Genomic DNA, 17413 nt, shown 5'->3' with positions numbered 1-17413 from the left:
ACCTCACCTCACCTCGCCGGCGGCCGTCAGCGGCCTCCGGGTTCCGTCCGTCAGGCGGGGGTGCGGGTGGTGGGGATGGCCGCCTGGGCCCGGGAGGTCGGGCGGGCGCCGTTGTCGAGCATGTCCACCAGCAGGGCGGCCGTCCAGGAGAAGCGGTTGCTGCCGGCGCCGGAACCGTCGAGCGGTGAGTAGTACTCGTACATCGATCCCGACGACACGATCACGTCGAGGGTGTTGCGGCGGATCGCGGCGGCGGCCTCGGTCCGGCCGTAGCGGTCCAGGCCGTCCGCGATCAGCCAGTTCATGTTGACCCACACCGGGCCCTGCCAGTAGCAGCGAGGCAGGAAGGCGGGGTCGTCGGTCGGCACGCTGGCGATGCCGTACTGGGCCCAGTACCGCGGTGACATGAGCGTGTCCACCATGTCGTCCACCTGGGACTCCGGCACCACGCCCGCGTACAGCGGCAGGAAGCCGGCGATGGTGTGGTGGCGCAGCAGCTCGCCGGTGCGGAAGTTCCGGCTGTAGTAGACACCGTCCGAGCACAGCTCGTTAAGGGCCGCGCGGGTCCGGCGCATCGAACGGGACAGCCAGCGCGGGATGCGCACCCCGGCCTCGGCCGCGATCGTCTCGAGATGCTCGTTGGCCCGGCCCAGGATCGCGTTGAAGGCCACGTCCTGCACGAGCGGGACGAAGGTGGAGCGGATCGTCCGGAAGTCGTACCGGCTGCGGCGCAGCTCGCGGACGATCCGGTAGAGCGTGAACAGGTCCGCCGAGGTCAGCCGCTCGTCCGGCGGCACCTCCTTGGAGTCGCGGCGCAGGGCGTCGAGCGCGTCGTCGCCGTTGATCCGGCGCAGCGCGCGCACCGCCCGGGGAGCGACCGGCTTGGTCATCTCCATCCAGGTGGGGGTGTTGTCCATCCCGGATTCCCAGGAGTGGACCAGCGTCACCAGGCCGGTGTCGTCGGGGTCGCGCTCGCGGTAGAGCCACTCGTGGAAGCGCACCAGGCCCGGTGCGAGCCGCCGGTAGAAGTCGGCCCGGTCCTCCCTGCTCATCGCCTGGCCCACCCGCACGGCCGCCTCGGCGATCATCGGCGGCTGGGTGACGCCGGTCGACTGGACCCCGCCGGCGGTCGTGCAGACCCGGTCGCAGCGCCAGCGCTGCGGACCCGCGTGGTAGTAGTCGGTCGTCTCGGCGAAGATCACGTGCGGGATCATGCCGCCGGGCCACTGGCCGCGCAGCAGCGAGAGCAGCTCGGTGGCGGCACGCGCCGGGTCGAGGTGGCGCAGGCCGATGGCGATGAAGCAGCTGTCCCACAGCCACTGGTGCGGGTAGAGCGTCGGCGACGGCCGGGTGATGTCACCAAGGTCGTTGGCGCGCAGCACCGCCACGGCCGTCTCGCGCACCGCGGCGATATCCGCCGACAGGGGGATTTCCGCGGCCGGCGGCGAGATCGCCCCGCCCGACGCGGCGCCCGCGCGGGCGTCCACCGCTGTGTCGGGTGCGACGACTGTGCCGGATGCGACGGCCGCGCCGGGTCCGCCGTGCCCGTTGGTGTGGGTACCGGGACCGTCGACGCCGGCAGTGATGGGGGTCACATCGGTGGTGCCGGTCGGGTCGGCGCTCCCGGTGCGTGCGGCGGGGGCGACCGGCGAGGCGACCGCCGCGTGGTCCGAGGGTGGCCGGTTGGTGCCCGTGCCCACCACCGACGGTGGTACGCCCGGATGGTCTGCTTGTGTCCTCCGCGGCGCCGCGGTGGTCGTGCTGTCGGGCACGGTCGCGGGCGCGGCGCCGGTCGCGGTGCTGGGCGTGGCGGCGGGTGGGTTGGAGCTGGATGTGGCTGGCGCGGGCATCGGGGAGACCGACATCGTGAGAGAGTAGCGGTCACGCGGCGTACTCGCCTGGTGGGGGTGCCCGGTGTGGCCCGGCTAACGGGATGCCGTTGCCGTGGGGTTACCGAGCTGGTGCTCCGCGCGGTYTCCGGGCCGGCGGCGCAGGAAAAAGTCCGGTTCGGAGGGCATGTCCGGGCCGCCGGCGGCTGTCGGGCCCGGCCCGCCACGCACGTCCCGAACTTCTTCGCGTCGTTCCGGGGCGATCCGCGGTTCGTTACGTAGGGTAATTATTGGTCGGCTGGCGAAAAGATCTTCGCTGCCGGTCGGCCGCGTGGCGGGCGGCTCCGGGAGGGCTCGCCGGCCACGGGAGGAAATCCCGTTCGGTGGCGAGCGGGGTGTGCGTCGGGGCTGGCGTGACCGGTGTTACGGGCGCGGTCGGTGGGAGGGCCCGGCGCGTGCCGCGCGCGGTGCTCGGCGCGTGCCGCGCGGTGTGCGCAGATGGTGCGAGGGGTGGTGCGGTCGGTGTGCGTCGCGCGTTCGCCGCGGGGTGTGCCGCCGCCGCGCCGGTCCGTGGGCGAGTCGGGCTCGCCCGTCGACGGGCCATCGCTTCTCGTGGCCCGCGCCACATCGGCGAACCGGACCACATGGGGGTGCGTGAAGGGGCGCCCACCGGGTAGTGCCGTGGTCTGCCGGTAATCCGATTCGTCCCCGCGCCGTCCGGCCGGGTCGAGGAAGGAGTCCGTCGCGTGACCGTGCGAGGCGCCGTACCCTCGCGCGAACACGGTGAAGGTGACGCCGATCTCTGGATTGCGCTCCCTAAGGTGTCACGGCAACCACTCTCCGTTGTGAAAGGTCACTGATAGTCGAGGGTGAACGTCGCGCGTCGTCGAGATAGTTGCTCGTTCCCGCCACAGCACACGATCTGCCAGGTAGTCTTCGCGACAGCGGGTTCAGCGGCCCGATGGCAGGGGTCTACACTTCCCAGTAGGCCCGGCGATCGCTGACGTCCGGCTGTGCCTTCACGGGGAATGGTTGCGTCTGTTCAGTCGTTACCTCTCGTGCAAGCAACTAGACGACCCACCCGCACCGACCATCGGATCTGCCACTGATGACGCTGCCTGCCCTGGAACTAGCCGAGCGCACCGACGAGTCACGCCCGCGCCCGCGGCGTACCCGTCGCTCCGCTTCTCCTGTCCGTAACACTCCCAGCCGCACGCTGGCCGCGGTCCCCGACGAGCTCGACGAGCTCGACGTCTCCGCCGTCGCGGAACTCATCGCGCGTGGCCGCGAGACCGGCGAGCTCAGCCGTTCCGAGCTCCGTGAGGCTCTCGAGGCCGCCGACATCGGCGTCGAGCTGCTGCCCGCGCTGATCTCCCGCCTGGGTGCCGCCGGGATCGATCTCGTCGAAGAAGAGGAAGAGGAGCGCGTCACCCCCGGCGCTCCGGCCGCCGGCCGCACGGTCGCCGACCACGCCGGCACCGCCGACCTCGTCCGCATGTACCTGCGGGAGATCGGCAAGGTCCCGCTGCTCAACGCCGCTCAGGAGGTCGAGCTCTCCAAGCGCGTCGAGGCGGGCCTGTTCGCCGAGCACAAGCTCGACACCGACCAGGACCTGGCCGACGACCTGCGCCGGGATCTCGGCGTGCTGGTCACCGACGGCCAGGCTGCCAAGCAGCAGCTGGTCTCGGCCAACCTGCGCCTGGTGGTGTCGGTCGCCAAGAAGTACAGCGGCCGGGGTATGACGCTGCTGGACCTCGTCCAGGAGGGGAACCTGGGTCTGATCCGCGCGGTCGAGAAGTTCGACTACGCGAAGGGCTACAAGTTCTCCACCTACGCCACCTGGTGGATCCGGCAGGCGATCGGCCGCGCGCTGGCCGACCAGGCCCGCACGATCCGTATCCCGGTGCACGTGGTCGAGCAGATCAACAAGATCACCCGGCTGCAGCGCCAGCTTGTCTCGACCCTCGGCCGCGAGCCGACGGACGAGGAGCTCGCGCTCGAGCTGGACATGCCGATCGAGCAGGTCGTCGAACTGCGCCGCTACGCGCAGGACACGGTCAGCCTGGAGACGTCCGTCGGTGACGACGGCGACTCCGTGCTCGGCGACTTCATCGAGGACTCGGACGCGACGTCGCCCGCCGACGCCGCCTCCTACGGCGCCATGCAGGACGAGATCGACAACGTCCTCGGTGCGCTGAACCCTCGTGAGCGCGAGGTCATGCGGCTGCGTTTCGGGCTCGCCGACGGGAAGCAGCACACCCTCGCCGAGGTCGGCAACCGGCTCGGGCTCACCCGTGAGCGCATCCGCCAGATCGAACGGGACACGCTGCGGGAGCTGCGCAAGCCGGCCGTGGCCGGAAGGCTGCGCGAGTTCCTCGACTGAGGAGCCGGCGTCTGGGACGAGGTCGTCGTGTGGGCGCCGGCATCGCGGGCCGGCACCCATGACCGCCCGGGGTGTGGGCCATACGGTCCCGCTCCGGCAGGGGTGGTCGGAGGCCGGATCTTCGCCTGAGGGCGAGGATCCGGCTTTTCCCTTTGCCTGCCTGTGCCGTCCGCCTGCGCGTCCCTGCGCTGCCCTGCCTATGCGCCGGCGGTGCGTGCGCCGGTGGGCGCGGCGAGGGCGTCCAGCGGACCGTCGACGGCGATCCCGCCGGCCTGCGTCATCCGCGCGCGCTCGCCCTGCCACCACCAGCCCGGGAACCTCGCCAGGTGCTTCTGGAGCAGCCACGAGCCGGTCGGGTCGCCCCACACGAACAGGGGCGCCGACGGCATCGGCGCGGTGACGACCAGCTCCCCGGCACCGCCACCGGGCACCTCCCGGCCGGACGGGTCCACGACGGCCACCGCGCACCCCAGCGCACGGCCCGCCTCGCCGGCCCGCACCGGGTCGGTCGGCAGCCCTGTGACCAGCGCGGTGCAGACCTCCGTGCCGCCGCTCATGGCGACGAAGGCCACCGACGGGCTCACCGTGTCGTAGACCCAGGCACCGGCCTCGGGGGTGAACGGGGCCCCGAACGCACCGACCGTGCGCAACAGCGAGAGATCCGCGACGCGGCCCGGCACCAGCCCGACCCGCCGGCAGGCCTCGACGAGGGCCACGGAGACGCCCAGGCAGGTGACGTCCACCGCCTCGGCGAGCCGCCACAGGATGGACACGTCCGGGTGGCTCGGGCTGCCGTCGTAGAGCACGATCGTCGCGCCGGTGAGCAACCCGGAGACCTGGTAGTTCCACATCATGCCGCTGGTCGTGCCGTACCAGCAGAAGCGGTCGTCCGGGCCGAGATCGAGGTGCAGCACCAGCGACTTCAGGTGTTCCAGCAGGATCCCGCCGTGCCCGTGGACGACCGGCCTGGGCGGGCCGGCGATCTCGTCGGCGAACAGGATCCACAGCGGCGCGTCGAACGGCAGCCGGGTGAAGGCCGGCTCCGCCTCGGCGGCGAGCAGGTCGTCCCAGGTGAGCAGGCCCGGCAGGTCTGCGCTCGCCGCCCGCGGGTAGGCGTCGGCGGACAGGTAGGGCACCAGCACCGTGGCCGCCAGGTTGGGCAGGCGCCGGGCCAGGTCGGCCAGCGGCGGGATCGCGTCGTAGCCCTGGCCGCCGCGGGTGTACCCGTCGACGCCGATGAGCACCCGCGGGGTGATCTGGATGAACCGCTCGGCGAGCGCGGCCGGTTCGAGATCCGGTGAGCACGACGCCCACACCGCCCCGACGCTCGCCGTCGCCAGCATCGCCACCACCGCGTGCACCGTGTTCGGCAGCACCGCTCCGACCCGGTCGCCGGGCCTGACCCCGAGCCGGCGCAGCCCGGCGGCGGCCCGTGCCACCTGCCGGCGCAGCTCGTCCCAGCTCACCACCGCGGTCGCGCCGTCCTCCCGGACAGCGATGATCGCCGGGGCCGGGCCGTGCCGGGTGAGCGCGTTCTCCGCGTAGTTGACCCGGGCCGTCGGGAACCAGCGGGCGTCGGGCACGGCCGCGCCGGTCAGCGCCGGCCCGTCGCCGCGGTCACCCTCGACGGCGCAGAACTCCCAGATCGAGTCCCAGAACCGGCCGGGTTCGGCCTCGGCCCACAGCCGTAGCCGGGTGGAGTCGGCGATGCGCAGCTGGTGTTCGTCCGCCAGCCACTCCCGGTACCTCGTCACCGAGGCCTCGGCAACCCGTCGCGGCGGGGGCTCCCACAGCACGGTGCCCTCGCCCACCCGACGCGGGGGGCCACCCAGTCCGCTCGGGCCCGCACCGCCGTCCCGCCCATCGCGTGGTTCGTCGTGTTTCGGTCCTTCGTCTGCGGCCACGTGATCTGACCCTAATGTGTCCCGGGTTGGACGTCCGTCCACAGTGTCGCCGGCGCGCCGGCCCGGCGTCGGCCCCCGCTCACGCGGCCGGGACGGTTGTTCCGGCCACAGCGGGTGTCGTCAGGACAGTCGTGCGGGGCGTCGCGCGGAGCTACCGTCGTCGTGTGAGCACGTCCGCGAACACCGAGCCCTCGCCGGCCGCGCCCGGAGCGGGTGGGCAGGCCCTCCTCGTCTGGGACAGGGCGATGCTCGACTACGACTTCGGCCCGACCCATCCGCTGCACCCGGTGCGGCTCGCGCTGACGATGGATCTCGCCGGCGCCGTCGGCCTGCTCGACGCCCCGGGGATCACCGTCGCCTCTGCGGGGATGGCCGGCGACGACCTGATCGAGCTCGTCCACGACCCCGCCTATCTCAGTGCGGTGCGCGTGGCGTCGTCGGGGTCGCGGGCCGGGTCGCTGCTGGCGGGCCGCTTCGGGCTGGGCACCGCCGACAACCCGGTCTTCGACCGGATGCACGCCGCCGCCGCGCTGGTGACCGGCGGGACGCTCGCCGCCGCCGAGGCGGTGTGGAAGGGCACCCACCAGCACGCGGTGTCGCTGGCCGGGGGCCTGCACCACGCGATGCGCGGCTCGGCCAGCGGGTTCTGCGTCTACAACGATCCGGCCGTCGCGATCGCCTGGCTGCTGTCCGCCGGCGCGAGCCGGGTCGCCTACGTCGACATCGACGTGCACCACGGCGACGGCGTCCAGGCGGCCTTCTACGACGATCCGCGGGTGCTCACGATCTCGCTGCACCAGAGCGGGCGGTCGCTGTTCCCCGGCACCGGTTTCGCCCGGGAGGTCGGCACGGGTGACGCCGAGGGCACGGCGGTGAACGTTGCGCTGCCGCCCGGGACGGGCGACGCCGGCTGGCTGCGCGCGTTCTCCGGGGTGGTCCCGGTGATGCTGCGCGCGTTCCGCCCGCAGGTCCTGGTCACCCAGCACGGGTGCGACACGCACGCGCTCGACCCGCTGGCCGACCTGCGGCTCTCCCTCGACGGCCAGCGCGCCTCCTACGAGGCGCTGCACCAGCTGGCCCACGAGGTGTGCGGCGGGCGCTGGCTGGCCTGCGGCGGCGGCGGCTACGCCCTGGACGCCGTCGTGCCGCGGGCCTGGACGCAGCTCGTCGCGATCGCCGCGCACACCCCGCTGGACGCGGCCCGGGCGCTGCCCGAGGAGTGGGTCGCCGCGGCCCCGGCCCGGGTCCGCGCGGCGACGGGCCACGACTCGGTCGGCGCCGCCGGGATGCCGTCGACCTTCGGCGACGGCGCCCCGGCCGCCTACCACCCGTGGGACGCCGGCGAGGGCGATCCCGACGACCCGCTGGACCGCTCGGTCGCGCAGACCCGCAGCGCGGTGCTCCCGCCGCACGGGCTCGATCCGCTCGTGGACCGGTGAACGCCGGCCCCGATCCTGGCCTGCCGCGCGACTACCCCGCCCACTGGGAGGCCGACGTCATCCTGTCGGACGGCGGGACGGCGCACATTCGTCCGATCCGGCCGTCGGACGGGGCGCTGCTGCGGCCGTTCTGGTCCCGGCTGTCCCAGCGGACGATCTACTTCCGGTACTTCAACGTCCGGCGCGGGCTCAGCGACGAGGACATCGCCCGGACGACCAACGTCGATCAGTGGGTCCGCGGCGCCCTGGTGGCGCTGATCAGTGGCGAGATCGTCGCCCTCGCGCACTGGGAGGGCCGCCCCCGCTCTGCCGCCGACGCGGCCGGTCCACCGAACGCCCCCGGCACCCCCGGCACCCCCGGCACCCCCGACACCACCAGCACCCCTGACGCTGCCGGAAGCCGCGGGGGCGCCGATGGCCGTCCGGCGCCCGACGCGGAGGTCGCCTTCCTCGTCGAGGACGCCCAGCAGGGCCGCGGGCTCGGCTCGGTGCTGCTGGAGCACCTGGCCGCGGCCGCGGCCGAGCACGGGGTGCGCCGCTTCGACGCCGACGTCCTCAGCGAGAACCAGCAGATGATCCGGGTGTTCCTCGACGCCGGCTACACCGTGGCGCGCACCTGGGAGTCCGGCGGGGTCCGGCTGTCGTTCGACATCGCGCCGACGGCCCGCTCGGTGGACGTCATGCGCGCCCGGGAGCACCGGGCCGAGGCCGCGTCGATGAACCGACTGCTGCACCCCAGGGCCATCGCGGTCGTCGGCGCCGGCCGGGACCGCTCCTCGCTGGGCAACATCGTCCTGCGCAACCTGCTCGCCGGCGGCTTCGACGGCCCGGTGTACCCGGTCAACCCGGCCGCCGCGGCGGGGGAGGGCGCCGTCGCCTCGGTCCGGGCGTACGCCTCGGTGGAGGACACGCCGCGGCCCGTCGACCTCGCGGTGCTCTGCGTGTCCGCGGAGGTGATCCCGGCGGTCGTCGCCGCCTGCGGCCGGCACGGCGTGCGCGGTCTGGTCGTGGTGACCGACCAGCGGGACGACGCCGCCGACGCGCGGCTCGCCTCCGACGCCCGCGCGAACGGTATGCGGGTGGTCGGCCCGGCCAGCCTCGGCATCCAGAACCCGGCGGTGGGGCTGAACGCCTCGCTGGTCGAGCGGATGCCGCCGGCCGGCCGCATCGGCTGCTACTCGCAGTCCGGGCCGCTCGGCGGGGCGCTGCTGGAGGCCGCCGCGGGCCGTCGGCTGGGGTTCTCGGTCTTCGTCTCCGCGGGCGACCGCGCGGACGTCAGCGGCAATGATCTCCTGCAGTACTGGGAGGCGGACCCGTCCACGGGTGTGGCGCTGATGCACCTGGAGACCTTCGGGAACCCGCGCAAGTTCGCCCGGCTGGCGCGCCGGCTCGGCCGCGACACCCCGATCGTGGTCGTGCTCTCCGAGCGCACCCCGCTGGACGAGGCCCTGCTGCGCCAGGCCGGGGTGATCGGCGTCGACCGGGTCTCGCAGGGCTTGGACGTGGCGCTGCTGCTCGCCAACCAGCCGCTGCCGGGGGGCAACCGGGTCGCCGTGGTCGGCGACTCGCGGGCCCTGGTGCGGTTCACCGCCCGGGCGGCCGACGCGGCCGGGCTCGCGGTGCGGGAGGTGCTGCTGCCGGTCGGCAGCACCGCCGAGGCGTTCCGCGACGCTCTCGTCTCGGCCTCGGCCGAGGTGGACGCCCTGCTCGTGATCGCGGTGCGGCTGCCGTCGTCGCTGCCCGGCCTCGCGGCCGCGGGAGTCGGCGTGGCCGCGGGAATCGGCGCCGCCGCCGCCGCGCCGCTGGTGCGGGTGCCCCTGCTGGCGACCGTGCGGGCCACGGAGGCGTCGCCGGAGCTCGGCGCGATACCGGCCTATCCCTCGCCCGAGGGTGCGGTCGCGGCGCTGCGCCGGGCCGTCGGCTACGCCCACTGGCGGGCCCTGCCCTCCGGGGCGGTGCCGGCCACCCAGGTGCGGGCCGAGGAGGCCCGCCGGCTCGTGGCGGGGACGACCGGCCGCCTCACCGATGGCGCGGCCGGCGAGCTCCTGGCCTGCTACGGCATCGAGGTGGTGCCCCGCCGGGTCGTCGGCAGCGCTGATGAGGCGGTCGAGGCCGCCGCCCTGCTCGGCTGGCCCGTGGTGCTCAAGGCGCTGTCCGACGGGTACCGGCACCGGCCGGACCTCGGGGGGCAGCGCCTGGACCTGCCCGACCCGGCGGCCGTGCACGCCGCGTGGCGCTCGCTGGCCGAGCGGCTCGGGCCGGGCGCGCCGATCGTCGCGCAGCGGATGGTCCCCGGCGGGGTCGCGGTGGTCGCCGGAGCCGAGCAGCATCCCCGGTTCGGCCCGCTGGTGTCGTTCGGGCTGGCCGGCCCGGCCACCGAGCTGCTGGGTGACCGGGTGCACCACATCCTCCCGCTGACCGACGCCGACGCCGCGCGCCTTGTCCGCTCGGTGCGCGCGGCGCCGCTGCTGTTCGGCTACCGCGGCGCCGAGCCGGTGGACGTCGCCGCGCTCGAGGATCTGCTCCTGCGGCTGGCCCGCCTCGTGGATGACATCGGCGGGGTGAAGCACCTCACACTCGAGCCCGTGATCGTCTCGGTGGACCGGGTGAGCGTGCTGTCCGCGGACATCGTCCTGGCACCGCCAACCCCTCGCGCGGACGCCGGTCCGCGCCGGTTCTGGCGCCCCGTCGCGGACCTGCCGGCCAGGCCGGAGCCCCGGGCCGGTTCGGCACAACGTGTCCCCACCGTCCACAATCGTCTGCCATGACCACGCCGTACTCCGCGCAGCCCGCCGGCCGGCCGTCCGCCGGCCCTGACGTGCAGGCCCATGACGCCACTGGCGACGGGCAGTCCGGGACGGGTGGTCCGGACCCGACGGGTCCCGGCGGCCGCGACGGTCTCAACGGTTCCGGCGGTCTCAACGGTCTCAACGGTCTCGGTGGTCTTGGCGGCCCGGGTGGTCTTGGCGGCCCGGGTGGTCTTGGTGGGCCGGGGGACGTCGGCGGGCCGGGTGCGCTTGGTGGCCTGGGCGGGCTCGGCGCTCCCGGTTCCGAGTGGGCGGGTGGGAACAGCTGGGCCGGCGGGCCGGTCGGCTGGCCTTCTTACGCTGACGTCACCGGCGGGGCGATGCCCGCCGGCCCGCGGGGGACGCCCTCCGAATGGGAGCCCCTCGTGGGGGACGGCGACGCGCCGGCGCTGGCGTCCTCGATCGGCCTGCCGCCCCCCCCGCCCGGCTCGCCGCCGCCCGGCTCGCCCCCACCCGGCTCGCCGCCGCCGGGCGAGCCGCCGTCCGCCGGGTCCGGGGGAGTGGGACAGCTACCCGCCGCAGGCGTTCCCGCCGGTTCATCGCCGGACATCGTGCCGCTGGCCGGGCTGATCCCGGGGCCGCCGCCGTCGGTGTCACCGCCCGCGGGCGAGAACACGCCGGCGCCGCCGGTGCCCCCGCCGGGGGAGTCCGCTCCGCCGGCACCGCCGCCGACCGTGGCCGCGCCGTCGTCCGAGTTCCCGCCGTCGGGGTCCACTCCTGCAGGGCAGGCCGCTGCCGGGCAGGAACCGCCCGGACAGGAGCTGTCCGGGCCCGCGGTGGACGGGCCTGCGCCGTCTGGGCAGGTTCCGTCCGCGCACGGGCAGGCCGGGCCTGTGTCGTCCGCGTCGCCCGGTGGCGAGCGCGGTTTCCCCGGCGACTTCGGGCCCGGTTTCGCGGTCACACCCGGCTTCCCACCCGGGCAACCGCCGCACGGGCCGGCGTCGTCTGACTTTGGTACGCCCTGGGGGCCGCCGGCCCTCGAACCCGGCCCCGGGGCCGGCCCGGGCGGAGTCGGTGCCACCGGGGCGGGCCACGACGGGCCGGTCCCGGCCGGGCCGGCCCACCCGGGCGGTGGCGGGGCGTCCGAGGGCGCGGATCTCGCCGGGCTGGCGCTGCGGGAGGCCCTGTTCGACCAGGCCCCCGTCGGCCTCGCCCTGTACGACGCCGGCGGCCGCTACATCCGGGTGAACGACGTCCTCGCGCGGCTCAACGGCCGCCCGGCCGCCGAGCACCTGGGCCGCACTATGTCCGAGCTCCTCGGGGAGATCGGCCAGGAGATGGACGGCCTGCTGTCCCGTGTCCTGCGCACGGGCGAGGCGGTGACCGACCTCGAGATCGGAGTCGCCACCGGCGGCGCCGGGCCGAACCAGACCTGGTCGGCGAGCTGGTACCCGGCCACCGACCGGCTCGGTGCCCGCGCCGGCGCGGTCCTCGTCGCCCTCGACGCGACCCGCGCGAAGACCGCCGAGCGGGATCACGCCCGCGCCGTCGGCCGGGAGCGGGCGCTGGGCGAGGCCACCGCGGCGGACGTCTTCCACGCCGGCGAGGACGGCGCGCTCGACACCGACCTGCCCCGCTGGCGCGCTGCCACCGGCCAGAACGGCGCGCAGGCCGCCGGTTTCGGCTGGCTGGACGCGATCCATCCCGATGACCGCGAGCGGGTTGCCCGGGCCTGGCACGGCGCGATCGAGCGCCGCGAGCCGTTCGACGCCGAGTTCGGTGTCCCGGACGTCACCGGGACACATCGGACGATCACCGCCCGGCTGGTGCCCGTGGTGGACGGGCCGCAGGCCGAGTGGATCGGTGTGCTGACCGACGTCACCGAGGCCCGTTCCGCCCGCGACCCGCGACCCGCGCAGGACGGCGTGCCGGACGAGGCAACCTGGCGCCGTGAGCAGTCGTGGCGGCTGACCTCCGCCCTCGGCCGGGCGGTGACCGTCGACGACGTCGTCGCGGCGGTGCTCGACAGCGGCGGGCGGGCCGCGCGCGCCGTGGGCCGCGGCGTGGCACTGATCGACGAGAGCGACGACCGGCTCCGGTTCCGCTCCCTGGTCGGCACCTCGGCGCAGTACGCCGAGCGCTGGTCGGAGGTCGGGCTCGGCGCCATCCACCCGCTCGCCGAGGTCATCCGCGGCCGGCGGCCGCTGTTCCTGCGCAGCCGCGACGAGCTCGGTGGGCGCTGGCCCGTTGCCGACCTGCTCGGCGCGGTCGAGTCGGGGCCGGAGCACGCCTGGGCGCTGCTGCCGCTCGCGACGACCGACGTGCCCTTCGGCGTCCTCCACCTCGGGTTCCCCTCGCCGCGCGAGTTCGACACCGACGACCAGGCGTTCCTGATGGCGATGGCCGAGCAGTGCGCGCAGGCCCTCGAGCGCGCGACCCTGTTCGAGCGGCTGGCCGCCGACACCGCGCGCAGCCGGCGGGACCGCGACGAGGCCGAGGCCGAGCTGACGGCGGCGCTGGCGGCGGCGGACGTCCAGCAGTCGGCGGCGGGCGCCGCGCGGCGCAGGCTGGAACAGCTCGCCCGTGCGGGCGAGGCGGTGGCCTCGGCCACCAGCCCGGAGCGTGCTCTGTCGGCGCTGGCCGCGGCGGTTGCCGGGGAGATCGCCGACGTCTGCGTCATCCACCTGCTGCCGCCCGCGGACGAGACCGAGACGTCCGTAGCGCCCGGGCCCGGATTGCCGGGGTCGCGTCCGGCGGTGTTCGCGGCCCGTGACGGACTCACCGCCGCGGCGCCGCCCGGTGCTCCCGCGCTTGTTTTGCCGGGGGCGGGCCCGCTCGCCGCGGTCGCCGTCGGCGCCGCGCCCGTGCTCCTGCCCGCCAGCCCCGACGCCCCGTTCCTGGACGGCGCCCTGACCCCCGAGCTGGCCCGCTGGGTACGGGAGGCCGAGGGGCACAGCGCCGCGGCGGTGCCGATCACGTTCCGGGGCCGCCCGGCCGGCGTGCTGACGGCGATCGCCGCCGGTGAGCGCCCCGCCTTCACCACGGACGACCTGCCCTTCCTGACCGAGGTCGCGGCCCGCACAGCGCCCGCCCTGGAACGCGCCGAGGCCGGTGGCCGCGACGGTGGCGACGCGCTGGCGCTCCAGAAGGCGCTGCTGCCGCGCACCCTGGCCCCGGCGGGCCTCGACCTGGCCACCCGGTACCTGCCCGCGGGCGAGGACGACCAGGTCGGCGGCGACTGGTTCGACGTCATCGACCTCGGCGCCGGGCGGGTGGCGCTGGTCATCGGCGATGTGATGGGACGCGGTGTGCGCGCTGCCGCTCTCATGGGGCAGCTCCGCAGCGCCGTGCGCACCTGCGCCCGGCTGGACCTGCCACCGGCCGAGGTCCTCATCCAACTCGACGGGCTCGTCGCCGACCTCGGCGAGGACCTGATCGCCACCTGCATCTACGCCGTCGTGGAGACCGACACCGGACTGCTGACCCTCGCCAGCGCCGGGCACCCGCCGCCCCTGGTGGTCGCCCCGGACGGCCTGGTCTCMCGGCTCTACATGGCGGCCGCGACCCCGCTCGGCCTCGCCTGCGACGCGATGACCGAGTACACCGTCTCGCTCGGGCCCGGCTCGCTGCTGGCCCTGTTCACCGACGGACTCGTGCGCGGGCGCGGGCTGGACATCGACGCCGGGGTCTCGAACCTGGCCGCCGTCCTGGCCCGCCCGGCCGAGGAGTGGGACGGCCGGCTCGACGACCTGGCCCGGGCCGCCTGCGCGGCGCGGGTCGGCGCGGGCGGCCCGCCGCCCGGCGACGACGTCGCGCTGCTGCTGGCCCGGCTGCCCGTGCCGGACCCGCTGGCCGAGCCGCTGGACGTCTCCGCCGATCCCTCGGTGGGGCTCAGCCAGGTCCGCGCGCAGGTGCGGGTGGCGTTGGAGAACGCCCTGACAGAGCCGCCGGTGATCGACACCGTGGTGCTCGTGCTCTCCGAGCTCGTCGGCAACGCGCTGGTGCACGGGCGGACCCCGCTGTCGGTCCGGGTACGGCGGATGGCGGCGTCGAGCCCGGCGGGTGGCGGTTCGGCAGGTGGCGGTTCGGCGGGTGGCGGTTCGGCAGGTGGCGGTTCGGCAAGTGGCGGTTCGGCAGGTAATGGTGCCCGGCGCATCCTGGTCGAGGTGGGCGACGCGGGCGGCCGGATGCCCCGTCGCCGCCGGGCCGGTCCCGACGACGAGACCGGCCGCGGGCTCGATCTGGTCGGCCGGCTCGCGCTGCGCTGGGGCGTGCGGCCCGTCGGCGACGGCAAGCTGGTGTGGGCGGAGATCGACCCGAGCCGGGTCTGACGTCCAGCCGGGCTGGGCGCCAGGCCCGGCGCCCAGCCCGGCTGGACGACCTGAGAGGGATCGTCGCCCAACGGGCGGCGGAGCTGTGCCCGGCGGGTGTGCTCCGGTGGGGGCACGGTGGTGCGTTCGCGCCGGCAGGTCCACCCGCCTCCGGCCGGGGCCGCGCCTCGCGTAACGTGAGCGCCATGCCGGACGCGGTGCTGCGCCTCGACAAGGTCACGGTCAGGCGCGACGGGGTTGACCTGTTGCGGGACGTGAGCTGGGTGGTGAACCAGGGCGAGCGCTGGGTGGTGCTCGGGCCGAACGGCGCGGGCAAGACCACCCTGCTGCAGATCGCCTCCTCCCGCCTGTTCCCCACCGCCGGCACGGTCGATCTTCTCGGCGCGCGCCTGGGCCGGGTGAACCTGCATGACCTGCGTTACCGGGTCGGCGTCGTCAGTCCGGTGCTCACCGACGCGCCGCCGCCCGACGAGCGGGTCCTCGACGCCGTCGTCACCGCCGGCTGGTCCGTGCTGGGCCGCGCCGACGAGGCGTATGACGACGTCGACCTGCGCCGTGCCGCGGACCTGCTCGGCCAGTTCGGCTGCCGGGGCCTGGTCGAGCGCACCTTCGGCACGCTGTCAGAGGGGGAGCGTAAGCGGGTCCAGATCGCCCGGGCGCTGATGACCGACCCCGAGCTCCTGCTGCTGGACGAGCCGGCCGGCGGGTTGGACCTCGGCGCGCGGGAGGCCCTGCTGCGGCTGCTGACCCGGTTCGCAGCCGATCCGGTCGCCCCGGTCACCGTGTTGGTCAGCCATCACGTCGAGGAGATCCCGGTCGGCGTGACGCACGCGCTTCTGCTGCGCCGTGGCCAGGTACTCGCCGCCGGGCCGGTGGCGGAGGTCATGCTCTCCGAACGGCTCTCGGCCTGTTTCGGGATTCCGCTGGAGATAACGTCCTCGGCGGGCCGGTACGCGGCCCGCCTGGCGGCTCCGGCCCCCCGGCCGCGCCCGCCGGCTCCGGCGCCGGCGCCGGCCTGAGCGCTCCACGATGACCGACCCGGCGCTGACCCCGAGCGCTTCAGAGCTGATCTGAACGGTCCGCAGGACCGACCGGAACGGTCCGCGAGACGGGCCTGAGCGCGTTTCGGCGCCGGCGCGGCGCCGTGCCGGCGCGGGCGGGCGCGGAGAAAGAACGGCCGCGAGATGCTGGGCCGGTAGGCGCCCTCGGCAGCGCCGCGGTCATCCGCAAAGGCGGTGTCTGGCCCGGCGCACCACGACACAGGTCGACCCTGTGCGACACGGGCGCTCACGCCAGGCCAACCACCACTCCCTCCCCGATCCCTCCCCGACCTCGACTCCGCCGTGCCGAAGCTGCGCATACCGGACGTCGCGGACGGCTTGGCTGGCAGGGGCTGGAGGCACGGACGGGGCGGGTGGCCGGCGCCCAACGGCGTCGGGCGGGTCGGGGCAGCTCGGCGCCCGACGGGCCGACCAGCACCTGCCGCGGCCCGCATATAAACCCGCGCGCTTTACCTGGAACGTGCCGGAGGTGTCAGGACCGCCACCGGATGCCGTGCCGGCGCGCGCCACCGCCGGAGGGCTCGGTGATCGGTGGCGGATCTGCCGGGATCCGCCACCGGCGGGATCTCGGCTGCCCGAGGCTCAGCCGCGCCCGCGCCGTCCAGGGTCCCCGGCGGCCGTGTCTGCGGGCCAGTAGCGGCCCTCAGCGCGTCCCTGTGGCCTTTGCGGCGGCTTTCCGAGGTTGTCCGCCGGCACCCCCCGATCGGGGTTGCTTCCGTCCCGGCTGAGTCCACTTCGCGCGGGCGGCCCGGCAGGTTCCGCCGACGACCGGCCGGCCCCGCCCGCCGGGGCCCGGCGGCCCGTTGGGCCCATCTCCCGAGGGCCGCGTCGTTCGGAGACGTATCTCCGAGGGGTTCCCCTGTTCGACGGCGTATCTCCAGCAGGACTCCACCGCCCGGGAGCCGTGTCTGGCGGGAGTTCCGCGTCTGTCGGGAGCTCTGTGTCTGTCGGGAGTTGTGCCGCCCGGCGCCGGGCGGACACCATCCGTCCGGAGTGCCGTGCTCGGCGGGGCGGAGTTCCCTCTCAGATAGGTGTGATTCCTGACATAGTTATTTTTCGCGATTCGGTGCGGTGACCTCGTCGAGGCGATCCCGAAGCCACCGGGAGCCGGCAACCCGCGCGCCCAAGGCGCGAACACGATCCCCCAGTGCCCGATCCGATGTGACGACCAGAGTCGGTCCCGCCGTGGTGCGTACGGCATCCACGATGGCGTCGTCCCCGCCCGCGGGAGCGTGGATCACCAGGAGTCGTGGGGGTTCGCCGGCCATTCCGGGTAACGGGCCCTTCAGTTCCGGCGGCACAAGCGGAGGCTGGCCTTCCGACTGTCCGGTGGATATATCGCCCGTACCGACCGTGGGGGGTACGAACTTCGGTGTGCTCGGGCCGGCCGGTACACCCGCTCGGGCGGYACCCTCCAGAACAAGAAGGACGCGTGACGGCCCATCGGCCCGATCGCGGTGTCCAACGGTCCGGGCGAGCAAGACGAGAATGTCCCTGTGTAGTCGGTCGGCCGCAGCCGAGCGGTCCCGCCACCACCCGTCCGGTCGTGCGCCAATCACGTTCGCCGCGTCCACCACCCAGGTGAGCCGGTAGTCCGCTCCGGTCGGGTGCATAGCGTCAGGGGCGGAATCCGGCGTACTCACCGGGCACCGGGGTCGGCTTTGCCAAACGCGGCGGTGGGTTCCCGGCGCCGGAGCGCGGCCAAAGTCGCCGCAGGCA

7 protein-coding genes are annotated in these 17413 nt (G+C 74.9%); 5 read left to right on the top strand and 2 right to left on the bottom strand.

What is annotated here, in order from left to right:
* Positions 1 to 50: 50 nt before the first annotated feature.
* Positions 51 to 1451 (bottom strand): amylo-alpha-1,6-glucosidase, encoded by a 1401-nt coding sequence (locus BBK14_RS10230; RefSeq protein ID WP_241831374.1) that lies wholly within the window; start codon positions 1449 to 1451, stop codon positions 51 to 53.
* Between the two features lie 1486 nt (positions 1452 to 2937).
* Here BBK14_RS10230 and BBK14_RS10225 point away from each other — a divergent pair.
* Positions 2938 to 4212, top strand: coding sequence for a sigma-70 family RNA polymerase sigma factor (locus BBK14_RS10225; protein WP_083390840.1), 1275 nt, complete (start codon positions 2938 to 2940; stop codon positions 4210 to 4212).
* Between the two features lie 197 nt (positions 4213 to 4409).
* On the opposite strand, the gene BBK14_RS10220 is transcribed toward BBK14_RS10225, so the two are convergent.
* Positions 4410 to 6008: an acetoacetate--CoA ligase gene (locus BBK14_RS10220; protein WP_071061375.1), complete on the bottom strand. Its 1599-nt coding sequence runs from the start codon at positions 6006 to 6008 to the stop codon at positions 4410 to 4412.
* A gap of 272 nt (positions 6009 to 6280) precedes the next feature.
* On the opposite strand from BBK14_RS10220, the gene BBK14_RS10215 reads away from it, so the two are divergent.
* From BBK14_RS10215 to BBK14_RS10200, 4 genes are all read left to right on the top strand, one after another.
* Entirely contained in the window at positions 6281 to 7555 is a 1275-nt protein-coding gene (locus BBK14_RS10215; protein ID WP_071061340.1) for an acetoin utilization protein AcuC, read from the top strand.
* The gene (locus BBK14_RS10210) at positions 7552 to 10323 is read left to right on the top strand and encodes a bifunctional acetate--CoA ligase family protein/GNAT family N-acetyltransferase (protein ID WP_071061338.1); all 2772 of its coding nucleotides are present in this window, start codon (positions 7552 to 7554) and stop codon (positions 10321 to 10323) included. The genes BBK14_RS10215 and BBK14_RS10210 overlap by 4 nt, the downstream gene beginning before the upstream one ends.
* Entirely contained in the window at positions 10320 to 14633 is a 4314-nt protein-coding gene (locus BBK14_RS10205; RefSeq protein WP_071061336.1) for a SpoIIE family protein phosphatase, read from the top strand. Before BBK14_RS10210 ends, BBK14_RS10205 begins: the two co-directional genes overlap by 4 nt.
* A 185-nt stretch (positions 14634 to 14818) precedes the next feature.
* Positions 14819 to 15652, top strand: a complete 834-nt coding sequence (locus BBK14_RS10200; protein ID WP_071061334.1) for an ABC transporter ATP-binding protein — start codon at positions 14819 to 14821, stop codon at positions 15650 to 15652.
* The last annotated feature ends 1761 nt before the right edge of the window (positions 15653 to 17413 follow it).

Source organism: Parafrankia soli (assembly GCF_001854695.1).
Lineage (GTDB): Bacteria > Actinomycetota > Actinomycetes > Frankiales > Frankiaceae > Parafrankia > Parafrankia soli.
Note: the sequence above shows the minus strand (reverse complement) of the source record. Positions and strands in the feature narration are given on the sequence as shown.

Coding starts and splice junctions, on each gene's coding strand:
- BBK14_RS10225 (WP_083390840.1), top strand. CDS start 2,938: ATGACGCTGCCTGCCCTGGAACTAGCCGAGCGCACCGACGAGTCACGC.
- BBK14_RS10200 (WP_071061334.1), top strand. CDS start 14,819: ATGCCGGACGCGGTGCTGCGCCTCGACAAGGTCACGGTCAGGCGCGAC.